The following is a 13,837-nucleotide window of genomic DNA, read 5'->3' as shown; positions in this document are numbered from 1 at the left end:
GCTCCTTACACGTTTGCCTGGCGAATGGTTTCTTCACGGGTGGTGGCCACCAGGACCCCCGCTTGCTGCAAGTCATGAATGGCTTGAACGGCGCCCTGCTCACTGATGGCCCGACAGGCTGGCAGATGAATGATCACTTTGAAACCGGCGGCTGCCAGTTGCAGGGCTGTGGTCTTCACGCAGAAATCCAGTGCCAGCCCACCGACAATGACCTGTTCCACATCCAGCCCTTTCAGGTACTCGATGACACCGGTGGAAAGCTTGCCGTGCAGGTCGTGGTAGCAGGCGCCGTACGGGTGCAGATCCGGCTCGACGCCCTTCCAGACGAAATAGTCGTAATCGTATGGGGTCGGCAGTTCGTCCAGCAGGGTGAACCCCTCGGTACCAGGGACACAGTGGCTGACCCAGGTAACGTCAGCGTGCGCGAGCCCGGTGGGCACGAGCATCTGTGAGTGCTCGGCGACCACCCATGGCGCCAGGGGTGTGTGGGCATCCTTGCTGCCGACGCGCAGGCTGGCCAGCGACGCGATGAAATTCAGCTCACCGGCGATTTGATCACCGCCCGGCACAGGTAGCTCATCAGGGCAAAGCGGTGTGAAGCTCTTTTGCGCATCGACATCGAAGGAAGCAGTTTTGCGGGTCAGGCTGTTCATGCTGGGTTTCTCCTCTTCACGGCCCGAAAAGTACATGACATGTACTTTCATGGCAAGCCACTCTGAAAAGAAATTTTATTTAGCTCAACACTGTTTTCATTCCATATGGAAGCTTGCGTAATGAGCTGAAGAAAATGCTAGAGTACATGTCGTGTACAAATAGAGATTGAATCCATGTTTGAGATAGCGCTGTATGGCGGTGCCTTCAACCCACCTCACTCCGGCCACGCCCAGGTGATGATCGAAGCCTCACGTCACGCCAGGCGCGTGTTGGTGGCCCCGAGTTTCAGGCACCCCTACGGCAAGCAAATGATCGACTACGAAGTTCGTCTGAACTGGCTGGAATCGGTTGTGGATAACATCCAGCCACTGTGCCGCGCCGAAGTGCGCGCCAGCCGGGTGGAGCAAGTCGTGGCACGCGGCGTTGAAGGCCCCATCTACAGCTACACGCTGCTCGCCCACCTTGCCGACAGCCTGGCCCTGGACGGCAAGCGGATAGCGTTGGTGGTAGGTGAGGACGTCGCGGATCTGTTACCGACGTTCTATCGCGGCCAGGCATTGCTGGAGCGGTTTTCCATCCTGTGCGTGGAGGAAAGGATTCACGTGCGCAGCACACTGGTCCGCGAACGATTGGCCCTGGGCCAACCTTTGCCCATCCATTGGATGGCGCCCGGCATGAACCCGTTAAACTATGACCTTTATGCTGCCCACGGAACCTGACATGCCAAATCCCACAGCCCACATGCGCGATTATTTGCACACCATCGACCTCTGTGTGCTGCGCTTCTGCCGGGAAACCCAGGCGCTGGAAATTCTCCTGAACCGGCGGGAAGCCGAGCCGTTCGCCGGTCACTGGGCACTGCCGGGGATCGTGGTCAACGGGGGCGTAGAGGATCTCACGCTGAACGACGCCGTGGAGCGCCTACGCAGCTCAAGCAAAGTGGGCATGCCGCTGGCCTGGATCGAACAGGTCGGCACCGTCGGCGACGCCTTCCGCGATCCGCGCTGCTGGTCGTCCTCAACGTTCTACCTGGCGATTGTCAGCGAGGCGGTCCAGCTCGCCGAGCACCAGGGTTTTTTCCCACTCAAAGGCGTCGCCAGCGGCTCGATAAAACTGCCTTTCGACCATAACAGCCTGGTAGCGGCTGTCCACGAGCGATTGTTATCCAAAGCCCTCTACAGCAGCCTGCCGCTCATGTTCCTGGGACCAGAATTCAGCGCGCCTCAAGCCGTGAGTGTTTTCTCCATCGTACTCGACCGCCCGGTGCTCAAGACCAGCATCCGCCAGCGTTTGCTGAAAATGACCGAGGCAGGATACTTGCGGGAAACCGGCCGCAAGATAAGCGGCGACGGCGGTCGACCGCAAAGCACAGTGGAAAACCTCAAGCCGGGCAGTGTTTACCTGTTTGATCGGTGTTTTCTGGAATAGCGCTTAGCGAGCAAGCGCAAATGCTGGCGCCATCCGCTCCTGCTCATTGCTTGAGATGCCCAGATAGCGCGCGACCCTGGGCCATTTTCCGACGACGCCCTGGAACCTTTGGATGGTTTGTCTGGCATCGTCAGCAGAGACGCGGAAGTAGCCGGCCACGCTCATTGCCAAATCAAGGTCTATGGCGTTATCGGCCTCTGAAACGTTGAGCCTCAAGCCAGTGTCACCAGGGACCGGGTTCATGTCATATGCGGGGGAAAGACGCCAACCGCGCCCTGGTTCCAACAGGAAGCCATGGTTTCGTAGATGATCGTCAGTATTCGAAACCAGCATGTTGAAAACAATTCTTCGCCAAAGCTCGGGAAGATCTACGTCGGCAGCGGCCCCCTCCCTTACCAATACCTCTGCAATTTCCAGGTAACTGGCCCCTGTCTCATGCCCATCACCATCCTGGTGGTCGGTCAGGGTCATCGCTGAAGCGAAGTGAAGTCGGCCTCCCCTTACTGTTCTGTCAAAGCGCTTCACCATGAAACAGTGGTACTCACTCGCGTACCGTTGCGCTTTTCCTTCAGCCACATATAGCCCACAGCCTTGGGCCAATGTGTTGACGACCATCTCCCAGCCGCCCACGTCGTGGGTGTCTCTATTACTGGGAAATTTTCCTATCCAGAGAGCGTGATCGTCATCAACTACGCTTGCCTTGGGCCTCGCTCCACCCAGAGAGCCCCCTGGAGCAATGAGCATTCGAATCCAGTCCTGACCCTGAGCCCCCCGATCCTCTCCAGCTTCAAATCGACGCGAAGCCTCTTCAAGCTCACGCATGCGAGCCATCGGTGGAGCGGCATGCTCCACATGGTCATCAAGGAACGCTCCTTCTTCCTCGACTTTGAAACGCAGTCCCCCTACCCGGTAGGCGTCGTGAACCCCGATGAGATAGTCCGAGTCAAACAGCCGTGCGTCCTGCGGTACGACTCCTGCTCTTTTATCCCGCTCCAAGCGACGATCCATCAGCAGTCGCCCCCATCGATCAGGCGAGGAGTCCGATACGCACCCAAAGCAATTTCTCGCTGGATATTGCCGCCCTTCGTAAGGCTGAATCCGAGGGTCGATGGCAATCTGAGTGTGAATGGTTTGAAGAACAGCCCGGGTGTACTCGAACTCCATACGCTCGGATCCTGCCAGTCGGCGGGAATGAAGGGTTCCAAGCAGTACGGGTGCTGTTTCATTCCAGTCTGCGTAGACGAAAATCCTTTCAGGCATCGTCTTCCCCTAAAAGCTTCTTGGCCAGTTCAGAGCTTGTCTGGCTTCGGCTGTAAGCGGTTGGCGATGCAGAACTATTCTCTTTTGCTGAGACGCTGAGCAAATTGTCCCCATGAACCTGAGGCAGCCCTGCTTTTGGCTTGATGTGCTCGACTGTAGAACGCCCTTTCAACTGCGCGTCTTGCAGATCGCGGCCTAACTCATCCGTGCGTGCGAGCAATTCAAGGTCCTTCTCCAACCCCAAGGCTACCAATACCGAAACGTAAGCCCCTATGGTCACAGCAGGACTGCCACTTTCCAGCGCCCTCAACGTAGGAGCGCTCATCCCCGCACGCGCAGCCATTTGTGTCGCAGTTATCTTACGACGCTTACGAGCCAGCTCGATCCGTTCGCCAAGCTGCCGCAGGAGCCGCTCAGCGGATGGCATGAGGGGTGCTGTTTTTTTGGGCATGGCAGTATTTTTTCAATTTCCTTGAGAATTTGAAAAAATACTAGCACATAGATGCCTGAGATCGATTTCTAACGAGAAAAAGGAAAATATTTTTTCATCTTCTCAAAAAAATCGAAAAAATACCTTCAAAATAAAATTTTGGTTTCTCAAGATGAGCGCAGATGTTGAGTCGGATTCTTCAGCTATTTGGCGAAGGGCCAGCCACGCGTAAGGAACGATGCGTCTTGGAAGAATGAGCGGGTTTAGCGGCGCTAAACCCGAACATTCATTACGTAGATTACAAAAAACCTGGCTTTCGGTAGACGACTCACTCCACCGTCACAGACTTCGCCAGATTCCGCGGCTGGTCCACATCGGTGCCCTTGAGCACCGCCACGTAGTACGACAGCAGTTGCAGCGGAAGGGTATAGAGGATCGGCGAGAGGATGTCGTGGATGTGCGGCATGTGCACCACATGAGTGCCTTCGCCGTTGGTCATGCCGGCTTTTTCATCGGCGAAGACGATCAACTGGCCGCCACGGGCGCGCACTTCCTGCAGGTTGGACTTGAGCTTCTCCAGCAGTTCGTTGTTCGGCGCTACGGTAACCACCGGCATGTCGTTGTCCACAAGCGCCAGCGGGCCGTGCTTGAGTTCACCGGCCGGATAGGCCTCGGCGTGGATGTAGGAGATTTCCTTGAGCTTCAAGGCCCCTTCCATCGCCACCGGGAATTGCGCGCCACGCCCGAGGAACAGGGTGTGGTTCTTCTCGGCGAACAGCTCGGCGATCTTTTCCACGGTGCTGTCCATGGCCAGGGCTTCGCCCAGGCGGGCCGGCAGGCGACGCAGTTCTTCCACCAGCTTGGCCTCGACACCTTCGCCCAGCGTGCCGCGCACCTGACCCAGGGACAGGGTCAGCAACAGCAGGCCCACCAGTTGCGTGGTGAATGCCTTGGTCGAAGCCACGCCGATTTCGCGACCGGCCTGGGTCAACAGCGTCAGGTCGGATTCACGCACCAGCGAACTGATGCCGACGTTGCAGATCGCCAGGCTGGCCAGGAAACCCAGTTCCTTGGCATTACGCAGCGCCGCCAGGGTGTCGGCGGTTTCGCCGGATTGTGAAATCGTGACGAACAGGGTGTCCGGCTGCACCACCACCTTGCGGTAGCGGAACTCACTGGCCACTTCGACCTGGCAAGGGATACCGGCCAGCTCTTCCAGCCAGTAACGAGCCACCATGCCAGCGTGATAACTGGTGCCGCAGGCGACAATCTGTACATTACGAACCTTGGCAAACAGCTCGGCCGCCTGCGGGCCGAATGCCTGGACCAGCACCTGGTTCTGGCTCATGCGCCCTTCCAGCGTGCGCTGCACGACGGCCGGTTGCTCGTGGATTTCCTTGAGCATGAAGTGGCGGAACTCGCCCTTGTCAGCCGCTTCGGCACCGTCGCGGTACTGCACGGTTTCGCGCTCGACGGCTTTACCATCCAGATCCCAGATCTGCACGCTGTCACGGCGGATATCGGCGATATCGCCCTCCTCCAGATACATGAAGCGGTCGGTGACCTGACGCAGCGCCAACTGATCGGAAGCCAGGAAATTCTCACCCAGGCCCAGGCCGATGACCAACGGGCTGCCGCTACGGGCCGCTACCACACGATCCGGTTGTTTCGCGCTGATTACCGCCAGGCCGTAGGCACCGTGCAATTCCTTGACGGTGGCCTTGAGGGCTACGGTCAGGTCTCCCAGCTCCTTGAGCTTATGGTTGAGCAAATGAGCGATGACTTCAGTGTCGGTGTCCGAGGTGAACACATAGTCCAAGGCCTTCAGCCGTTCGCGCAGGGCTTCGTGGTTTTCGATGATGCCGTTGTGCACCACCGCCAGGTCGCCGGAGAAATGCGGATGGGCGTTACGCTCGCAGGGCGCACCATGAGTGGCCCAGCGGGTGTGGGCGATACCCAGGCGGCCGATCAACGGCTCGGCATCCAACGCCTGCTCCAGCTCGCTGACCTTGCCGGGACGGCGCATGCGCTCGAGTTTCTCGTCGTTGGTGAACACCGCTACACCGGCACTGTCGTAGCCGCGGTATTCCAGGCGCTTGAGACCTTCGAGCAGGATGGCGGTGATGTTGCGTTCAGCGACGGCGCCAACGATTCCACACATGTTATTTCTCCTGGCTGACAGACGCGCAGATCACATGGATACCACGGGCCTGAATCTGGTCGCGTGCCTCCACGGGCAGACGATCATCGGTAATAAGGGTATGGACGCTGCTCCACGGCAGTTCCAGATTGGGGATCTTTCGGCCGACCTTGTCAGCCTCCACCATCACGATCACTTCGCGGGCAACCTCAGCCATCACACGGCTCAGGCCCAGCAGTTCGTTGAAGGTGGTGGTACCACGAACCAGATCGATGCCGTCGGCACCGATGAACAACTGGTCGAAGTCATAGGAACGCAGGACTTGCTCGGCAACCTGCCCCTGGAACGATTCGGAATGAGGGTCCCAAGTGCCGCCGGTCATCAGCAGCACCGGCTCATGCTCCAGCTCGTTCAAGGCGCTGGCCACATGCAGGGAATTGGTCATCACCACCAACCCCGGCTGCAAGCCCAGTTCGGGAATCATGGCCGCAGTGGTACTGCCGCTGTCGATGATGATCCGCGCATGTTCGCGGATCCGCTTCACAGCGGCCCGGGCAATGGCCTGTTTGTATTTAGAGACTGTATGCCCATTATCGGCCACCAGCTCCTGGGGCATCGGTACAGCACCACCGTAGCGACGCAATAACAGGCCATTGGTTTCCAGCGCGGCAAGATCCTTGCGAATCGTAACTTCCGAGGTTTCGAAGCGCTTGGCCAATTCATCCACGCTGACCTCGCCCTGCTCTTGGAGCAACGCAAGGATACTGTGGCGGCGTTGAGGAGTGTTGCGCTTCGACATGGTGTTTTATAAGTTTCGATTCGAAAGATAACGTAAGCAATCAAAACCTATTAAAAAGGGTTCGTCAAGACGAGAGGAGAAAAATTCAGAAACGATTGGATACGGTGGGAGCGGGCTTGCTCATGAAAGCGGTGGGTCAGCCCGCATTCACTTCGAATGTGCCAACGTCTTCGCGAGCAAGCCCGCTCCCACAGGGGGAGATTGTGGATAACTTAGGTCTTCTTGATTTTCACCGGACGCTTCCAGCCGTCGATATTCCTCTGCCGGGCACGCCCTACGGCCAATTGCAAGTTATCCACATTCTGCGTGATGGTCGAACCGGCCGCGGTGGTTGCACCGTTGGAGATATCCACAGGGGCTACCAAAGAGTTGTTGGAGCCGATGAATACATCCTCGCCTAACACAGTCTTCCATTTGTTGGCGCCATCGTAATTACACGTGATGGTGCCAGCACCGATGTTGGTGCGAGCGCCGACCTCGGCGTCGCCCAGATAGGTCAGGTGCCCGGCCTTGGCGCCTTCGCCCAGGTGAGCATTTTTCAACTCTACAAAGTTACCCACATGGGCACGGGCTTCCAGCACGGAACCGGGACGCAGACGAGCAAACGGCCCGGCGTCACTGCCTTCTCCCATGATCGCGCCTTCGAGGTGGGTGTTGGCCTTGATCACCGCGCCCTTGCGCAGCGTACTGTCCTTGATCACGCAGTTCGGACCGATGATGACGTCATCCTCGATCACCACCTTTCCTTCAAGGATGACATTGATATCGATCACCACATCGCGGCCCACACTGACTTCACCCCGTATATCGAAACGGGCCGGATCGCGCAGAGTCACACCCTGTGCCATCAAGCGATGAGCAGCACGCAGCTGATAGTGGCGCTCCAGATCGGCCAGTTGCCGACGATCATTGGCGCCCTGCACTTCCATTGCGTCCAAGGGTTGTTCGGTGGCCACCACCAGCCCGTCCGCGACGGCCATGGCAATCACATCCGTCAGGTAATACTCGCCTTGGGCATTGTTGTTGGACAGACGACTCATCCAGTCACCCAAGCGTGCGGCTGGTACAGCGAGAATTCCGGTGTTGCCTTCGGTGATGGCGCGTTGGGCTTCGCTGGCATCTTTTTGCTCGACGATGGCCGTCACCTGGCCGTCGGCGTTACGCACGATGCGGCCGTAACCAGTGGGGTCATCCAGCTCGACGGTCAGCAGACCCAGCTGTTCTGGCGCAGCGTGCTTGAGCAGGCGTTGTAACGTGTCGACTTCGATCAACGGCACGTCGCCATAAAGAATCAGCACCGTGTCGGCACTGATGAAAGGCACGGCCTGAGCCACCGCATGGCCGGTTCCCAGCTGTTTGTCCTGCAGGACAAAATTCAGATCGTCCGCCGCCAGACGTTCACGTACTGCGTCGGCGCCATGGCCAATGACCACATGAATGCGCTGTGGATTGAGCTGGCGGGCGCTGTGGATAACATGACCCAGCATGGAGTTGCCAGCGACCGGGTGCAGGACCTTGGGCAGCGCCGAGCGCATGCGGGTGCCTTGACCGGCCGCGAGAATAACGATTTCGAGAGACATGACTGGCTACCAATCCTGGGTGGTCAGCGGCTGTGACCAGATGATGAGTGTCGGGAAAAGAAAAAAGGGTAGCCGAGGCTACCCTTTTTAATCAATCGCACAGAAAGCTGACGGCTTAACCGCCGAACTTCTTGCGGATCTGCTGGACGGTGCGCAGCTGGGCTGCAGCCTCGGCCAGACGTGCAGCAGCAGAACCGTAGTCGAAGTCTGCGCCTTTTTCGTGCAGTGCCTTCTCGGCAGCCTTGACGGCTTCCTGAGCGGAGGCTTCGTCCAGGTCGGCAGCACGTTGCACGGTGTCGGCAAGGACCTTGACCATGTTCGGCTGAACCTCGAGGAAACCACCGGAGATGTAGAACACCTCCTTTTCCCCGCCCTGCTTGGTCAGACTAATCGGACCTGGCTTCAAGCTGGTGATCAGCGGTGCGTGGCCCAGAGCGATACCAAGATCACCCAGCTCACCATGCGCAACCACAAACTCGACCAGACCGGAGAAGATTTCCCCTTCCGCACTGACGATATCGCAATGGACTGTCATAGCCATCTGATTGCCTCAACCTAAATTAGCGCCCGTTGCCGGGCGCCGGGATTACAGTTTCTTGGCTTTCTCGATCGCTTCTTCGATGCCACCGACCATATAGAACGCTTGTTCTGGCAGGTGGTCGTAGTCACCGTTGAGGATGCCTTTGAAGCCAGCAATAGTGTCTTTCAGGGAAACGTATTTACCCGAAGCACCGGTGAAGACTTCAGCCACGAAGAACGGCTGCGACAAGAAGCGCTGGATCTTACGAGCGCGGGCAACCAACTGCTTGTCGGTTTCCGACAGCTCATCCATACCCAGGATCGCGATGATGTCCTTCAGCTCTTTGTAGCGCTGCAGTACGTACTGAACGCCACGAGCGGTCTCGTAGTGCTCGTTGCCGATCACGTTCGGATCCAGCTGACGGGAAGTCGAGTCCAGTGGGTCTACCGCTGGGTAGATACCCAGGGAAGCGATGTCACGGGACAGAACGACGGTGGCGTCCAAGTGGGCGAAGGTGGTTGCTGGCGACGGGTCAGTCAAGTCGTCCGCAGGCACGTATACGGCCTGGATCGAGGTGATCGAGCCTTGCTTGGTCGAAGTGATGCGCTCTTGCAGCACGCCCATCTCTTCAGCCAGGGTCGGCTGGTAGCCTACTGCCGAAGGCATACGGCCCAGCAGTGCGGATACTTCGGTACCGGCCAGGGTGTAACGGTAGATGTTGTCGACGAACAGCAGAACGTCGTTACCTTCGTCACGGAACTTCTCGGCCATGGTCAGGCCGGTCAGGGCTACGCGCAGACGGTTTCCCGGCGGCTCGTTCATCTGGCCGTAAACCAGTGCCACTTTGTCCAGAACGTTGGAATCCTTCATCTCGTGGTAGAAGTCGTTACCCTCACGAGTACGCTCACCCACACCGGCGAACACGGAATAACCGCTGTGCTCGATGGCGATGTTACGGATCAGTTCCATCATGTTTACGGTCTTGCCTACACCGGCACCACCGAACAGACCGACTTTACCCCCCTTGGCGAACGGGCAAACCAGGTCGATAACCTTGATGCCGGTTTCCAGCAGATCGTTGCCGCCAGCTTGCTCAGCGAAGGACGGCGCAGGACGGTGAATGCCCCAACGCTCTTCTTCGCCGATCGGGCCAGCTTCGTCGATCGGGTTGCCCAGTACGTCCATGATCCGGCCCAGGGTCGCTTTACCGACCGGTACGGAGATGGCTGCGCCAGTGTTGTTGACGTCCAGACCGCGCTTCAAGCCCTCGGTGGAGCCCATCGCAATGGTACGAACCACGCCGTCGCCCAGCTGTTGCTGAACTTCCAGAGTGGTTTCGGCGCCCTGAACCTTCAAGGCGTCGTAGATGCTCGGTACGCTGTCGCGTGGAAATTCCACGTCGATAACGGCGCCGATGATTTGAACGATACGTCCGCTACTCATAGCTGGATCCTCTGAATATTTGAACCGTTAAACCGCGGCAGCGCCGCCGACGATTTCCGAGATCTCTTGGGTGATCGCAGCCTGACGCGCCTTGTTGTAGATCAGCTGCAAATCGCTGATCAAATCACCGGCGTTGTCGGTAGCGTTCTTCATCGCGATCATCCGCGCGGCCTGCTCGGCTGCGTTGTTCTCGACCACCGCCTGGTACACCTGCGACTCCACGTAGCGGACCATCAAGCCGTCAAGCAGCTCCTTGGCATCGGGTTCGTAGAGATAGTCCCAGTGGTGCTTGAGTTCCTGTTCCGGGGTCGCCACCAGTGGAATCAACTGCTCCACGGTTGGCTGCTGCGTCATGGTGTTGATGAACTTGTTGGATACCACGGACAGACGGTCGATCCGGCCTTCCAGGTAAGCATCCAGCATCACCTTGACGCTGCCGATCAGGTCATTGATCGACGGTTCTTCACCCAGGTGGCTGATAGCGGCGACGACGTTACCGCCGAAGTTGCGGAAGAAAGCCGCACCCTTGCTACCTACCACACACAGATCGATCTCGACGCCTTGTTCGCGGTTTACCGCCATGTCCTTGACCAGGGCCTTGAACAGGTTGGTGTTCAAGCCGCCGCACAGACCACGGTCACTGCTCACCACAACGTAACCGACGCGCTTGACGGCGCGGTCGATCATGAACGGGTGGCGATATTCCGGGTTGGCGTTGGCCAGATGACCAATCACCTGGCGGATGCGCTCCGCATAAGGACGGCTAGCAGCCATGCGCATTTGTGCCTTGCGCATTTTGCTGACCGCCACTTTTTCCATGGCGCTGGTAATCTTTTGCGTGCTTTTGATGCTCGCAATCTTACTGCGAATCTCTTTTGCGCCTGCCATGTAACACCTATCAGGTTAGCAAGCGGGAGCCTTGCGGCTCCCGCTGCGGCTTACCAGGTTTGGGTGGCCTTGAACTTCTCGATACCGGCTTTGAGGCCTGCGTCGATTTCGTCATTGAAGTCACCCTTCACGTTGATCTTGGCCATCAAATCGGCGTGATCGCGGTTGAAGAAAGCGATCAGCGCTTGTTCGAAGCTGCCGATCTTGGCGATTTCAATGTCAGTCAGGAACCCACGCTCAGCGGCATACAGCGACAGCGCCATGTCAGCAATCGACATCGGTGCGTATTGCTTCTGCTTCATCAGCTCGGTAACGCGCTGACCATGCTCAAGTTGCTTACGGGTCGCTTCGTCCAGGTCAGAAGCGAACTGGGCGAATGCCGCCAGTTCACGGTACTGGGCCAGGGCGGTACGGATACCACCGGACAGCTTCTTGATGATCTTGGTCTGAGCGGCACCACCCACACGGGATACCGAAACACCGGCGTTCACAGCAGGACGGATGCCCGAGTTGAACATGGCCGATTCCAGGAAGATCTGACCGTCGGTGATGGAAATCACGTTGGTCGGAACGAACGCGGAAACGTCGCCAGCCTGGGTTTCGATGATTGGCAGGGCGGTCAGGGAACCGGTCTTGCCAGTGACAGCACCGTTGGTGAACTTCTCGACGTACTCTTCCGAAACGCGGGATGCGCGCTCCAGCAGACGGGAGTGGAGATAGAACACGTCACCTGGGTAGGCTTCACGTCCTGGCGGACGGCGCAGCAGCAGGGAAATCTGGCGGTAAGCCACTGCTTGCTTGGACAGATCGTCATAAACGATCAGCGCGTCTTCACCGCGGTCGCGGAAGAATTCGCCCATGGTGCAACCGGAGTACGGTGCCAGGAACTGCAGCGCAGCCGATTCGGAAGCACTGGCGGCAACGATGATGGTGTTAGCCAGGGCACCGTTCTCTTCCAGCTTGCGAACCACGTTGGCGATGGTCGATTGCTTCTGACCGATTGCCACGTATACGCAGAAGATACCGCTGTTCTTCTGGTTGATGATCGCGTCGATCGCCAGGGCGGTCTTACCGATCTGACGGTCACCGATGATCAGCTCACGCTGGCCACGGCCGACAGGGATCATGGCATCGACAGCCTTGTAGCCAGTCTGTACAGGCTGGTCTACCGACTTACGCCAGATCACGCCTGGAGCAACTTTCTCGACCGCGTCGGTCTCGGTGTTGTTCAGCGGACCTTTGCCGTCAACAGGGTTACCCAGTGCGTCGACTACGCGACCCAGCAGTTCCTTACCTACCGGAACTTCAAGGATGCGGCCGGTGCACTTGGCGCTCATGCCTTCTGCCAGAGTCGTGTAGGCACCCAGTACAACGGCACCTACGGAGTCTTGCTCCAGGTTGAGGGCCATACCGTAGACGCCGCCCGGAAACTCGATCATCTCGCCGTACATGACGTCGGCCAGACCGTGAATCCGCACGATACCGTCAGATACGCTGACGACAGTGCCTTCGTTACGGGCTTGGGAGGTCACATCGAGCTTTTCGATGCGGCCCTTGATAATTTCACTTATTTCGGAAGGATTGAGTTGCTGCATTGCTCTGCTGCCCCTTCAAACTCAAGATTTCAATGCTTCGGCAAGTTTCGCGAGTTTGCCGCGAATCGAGCCATCGATAACCAGGTCACCGGCGCGGATGACGACACCACCAATCAAGGCAGGGTCTTCCGTAACGTCCAGACGCACTTCCCGGTTGAGTCGTGCACTGAGAACCTTGGCGAGTTTGTCTTGCTGTTCTTGGTTCAATGCGAAAGCACTGGTCACTTCCACGTCTACCGACTTCTCCTGCTCGGCCTTGTACAGCTCGAACAGGGCGGCGATCTCCGGCAGAAGCGGGAGACGGTCGTTTTCGGCAACGACGTGGATGAAATTCTGTGCCTTGGCATCGAACTTGTCGCCGCACACGTCAATGAACGTGGCGGCCTTTTCTGCGCTCGTCAGTCGCGGGGCCTTGAGCACGCGCTGCATGGTGTCATCTTTCGACACCGCTGCTGCCAGGCCGAGCATGGCTGACCAATTGGCCAGTTGCTGGTGGGCCTGAGCGTGCTCGAAGGCCGCCTTAGCGTAAGGTCGGGCCAACGTGGTCAGTTCTGCCATGATCGCCCTCGCTTAGATGATTTCAGCAGCCAGTTTGTCAACCAGCTCTGCGTGCGCGTTTTGATCGATTGTGGCACCCAGGATCTTCGAAGCACCGCCAACGGCCAGGCTACCCACTTGGGCACGCAGGGCGTCTTTGACACTGTTGAGTTCCTGTTCGATCTCGGCTTGAGCCTGAGCCTTCACACGGTCAGCTTCGACGCGAGCCTGTTCACGGGCTTCATCGACAATCTGGGTACCGCGTTTCTTGGCTTGCTCGATGATTTCAGCTGCCTGGGCTTTCGCTTCGCGCAGTTGCTGACCCACTTTCTCTTGGGCCAACTCCAGGTCGCGAGCTGCACGGCTGGCAGCGTCCAGACCATCTGCGATCTTCTTTTGACGTTCGTGCAGCGCCGCAATGACCGGAGGCCATACGAACTTCATGCAGAACAATACAAAAATCAGGAACGCAACGGACTGGCCAATCAGGGTCGCATTAATGTTCACGCCAACACCTCGCAGTTACGTTGTCCATCACATCAAACTACTCGAAAAATCCGAGT

The 13,837-nt window shown here is 57.9% G+C and carries 14 protein-coding genes; 2 read left to right on the top strand and 12 right to left on the bottom strand.

The features are described 5' to 3' along the window. Window positions 1-5 precede the first annotated feature (5 nt). Window positions 6-653, bottom strand: coding sequence for an isochorismatase family protein (locus tag LCU97_RS20600; protein ID WP_232777608.1), 648 nt, complete (start codon window positions 651-653; stop codon window positions 6-8). Between the two features lie 174 nt (window positions 654-827). On the opposite strand from LCU97_RS20600, the gene LCU97_RS20595 reads away from it, so the two are divergent. Both LCU97_RS20595 and LCU97_RS20590 read left to right on the top strand, forming a co-directional pair. After that, on the top strand, window positions 828-1,373 hold the full coding sequence (locus LCU97_RS20595) for an adenylyltransferase/cytidyltransferase family protein (RefSeq protein ID WP_232777607.1): 546 nt from the start codon (window positions 828-830) through the stop codon (window positions 1,371-1,373). A gap of 1 nt (window position 1,374) precedes the next feature. Beyond that, complete coding sequence (locus LCU97_RS20590) at window positions 1,375-2,082, top strand: NUDIX hydrolase (RefSeq protein ID WP_232777606.1); 708 nt, start codon at window positions 1,375-1,377, stop codon at window positions 2,080-2,082. Between the two features lie 3 nt (window positions 2,083-2,085). Here the strand turns inward: LCU97_RS20590 and LCU97_RS20585 are convergent, their stop codons facing one another. From LCU97_RS20585 to LCU97_RS20535, 11 genes are all read right to left on the bottom strand, one after another. Then, window positions 2,086-3,342 carry a type II toxin-antitoxin system HipA family toxin gene (locus LCU97_RS20585; protein WP_232777605.1) on the bottom strand — a complete coding sequence of 419 codons (1,257 nt, stop codon included), beginning with the start codon at window positions 3,340-3,342 and terminating at the stop codon, window positions 2,086-2,088. Beyond that, entirely contained in the window at window positions 3,335-3,793 is a 459-nt protein-coding gene (locus tag LCU97_RS20580; RefSeq protein WP_053149204.1) for a helix-turn-helix domain-containing protein, read from the bottom strand. The genes LCU97_RS20585 and LCU97_RS20580 overlap by 8 nt, the downstream gene beginning before the upstream one ends. 307 nt (window positions 3,794-4,100) lie before the next feature. Next, window positions 4,101-5,933 carry a glutamine--fructose-6-phosphate transaminase (isomerizing) gene (gene glmS, locus LCU97_RS20575; RefSeq protein ID WP_053149206.1) on the bottom strand — a complete coding sequence of 611 codons (1,833 nt, stop codon included), beginning with the start codon at window positions 5,931-5,933 and terminating at the stop codon, window positions 4,101-4,103. A gap of 1 nt (window position 5,934) precedes the next feature. Then, window positions 5,935-6,711: a DeoR/GlpR family DNA-binding transcription regulator gene (locus LCU97_RS20570; RefSeq protein ID WP_053149209.1), complete on the bottom strand. Its 777-nt coding sequence runs from the start codon at window positions 6,709-6,711 to the stop codon at window positions 5,935-5,937. A gap of 212 nt (window positions 6,712-6,923) precedes the next feature. Then, the gene (glmU, locus tag LCU97_RS20565; protein ID WP_232777604.1) at window positions 6,924-8,291 is read right to left on the bottom strand and encodes a bifunctional UDP-N-acetylglucosamine diphosphorylase/glucosamine-1-phosphate N-acetyltransferase GlmU; all 1,368 of its coding nucleotides are present in this window, start codon (window positions 8,289-8,291) and stop codon (window positions 6,924-6,926) included. A 115-nt stretch (window positions 8,292-8,406) separates the two neighbouring features. After that, a complete protein-coding gene (locus tag LCU97_RS20560; RefSeq protein WP_024777790.1) occupies window positions 8,407-8,832 on the bottom strand; it encodes a F0F1 ATP synthase subunit epsilon in 426 nt (141 codons plus the stop codon). A 45-nt stretch (window positions 8,833-8,877) separates the two neighbouring features. Next, a complete protein-coding gene (gene atpD, locus LCU97_RS20555; protein ID WP_053149215.1) occupies window positions 8,878-10,254 on the bottom strand; it encodes a F0F1 ATP synthase subunit beta in 1,377 nt (458 codons plus the stop codon). 27 nt (window positions 10,255-10,281) lie between these two features. Continuing rightward, window positions 10,282-11,142, bottom strand: coding sequence for a F0F1 ATP synthase subunit gamma (gene atpG, locus LCU97_RS20550; protein ID WP_030139034.1), 861 nt, complete (start codon window positions 11,140-11,142; stop codon window positions 10,282-10,284). Between the two features lie 50 nt (window positions 11,143-11,192). Further along, window positions 11,193-12,737, bottom strand: coding sequence for a F0F1 ATP synthase subunit alpha (gene atpA, locus LCU97_RS20545; RefSeq protein WP_053149218.1), 1,545 nt, complete (start codon window positions 12,735-12,737; stop codon window positions 11,193-11,195). Window positions 12,738-12,758: 21 nt separating this feature from the next. Next, window positions 12,759-13,295: a F0F1 ATP synthase subunit delta gene (locus LCU97_RS20540; protein ID WP_053149221.1), complete on the bottom strand. Its 537-nt coding sequence runs from the start codon at window positions 13,293-13,295 to the stop codon at window positions 12,759-12,761. 12 nt (window positions 13,296-13,307) lie between these two features. After that, entirely contained in the window at window positions 13,308-13,781 is a 474-nt protein-coding gene (locus LCU97_RS20535; protein ID WP_053149224.1) for a F0F1 ATP synthase subunit B, read from the bottom strand. Window positions 13,782-13,837 lie beyond the last annotated feature (56 nt).

This window comes from Pseudomonas uvaldensis (genome assembly GCF_021271205.1).
Lineage (GTDB): Bacteria > Pseudomonadota > Gammaproteobacteria > Pseudomonadales > Pseudomonadaceae > Aquipseudomonas > Aquipseudomonas uvaldensis.
Note: the sequence above shows the minus strand (reverse complement) of the source record. Positions and strands in the feature narration are given on the sequence as shown.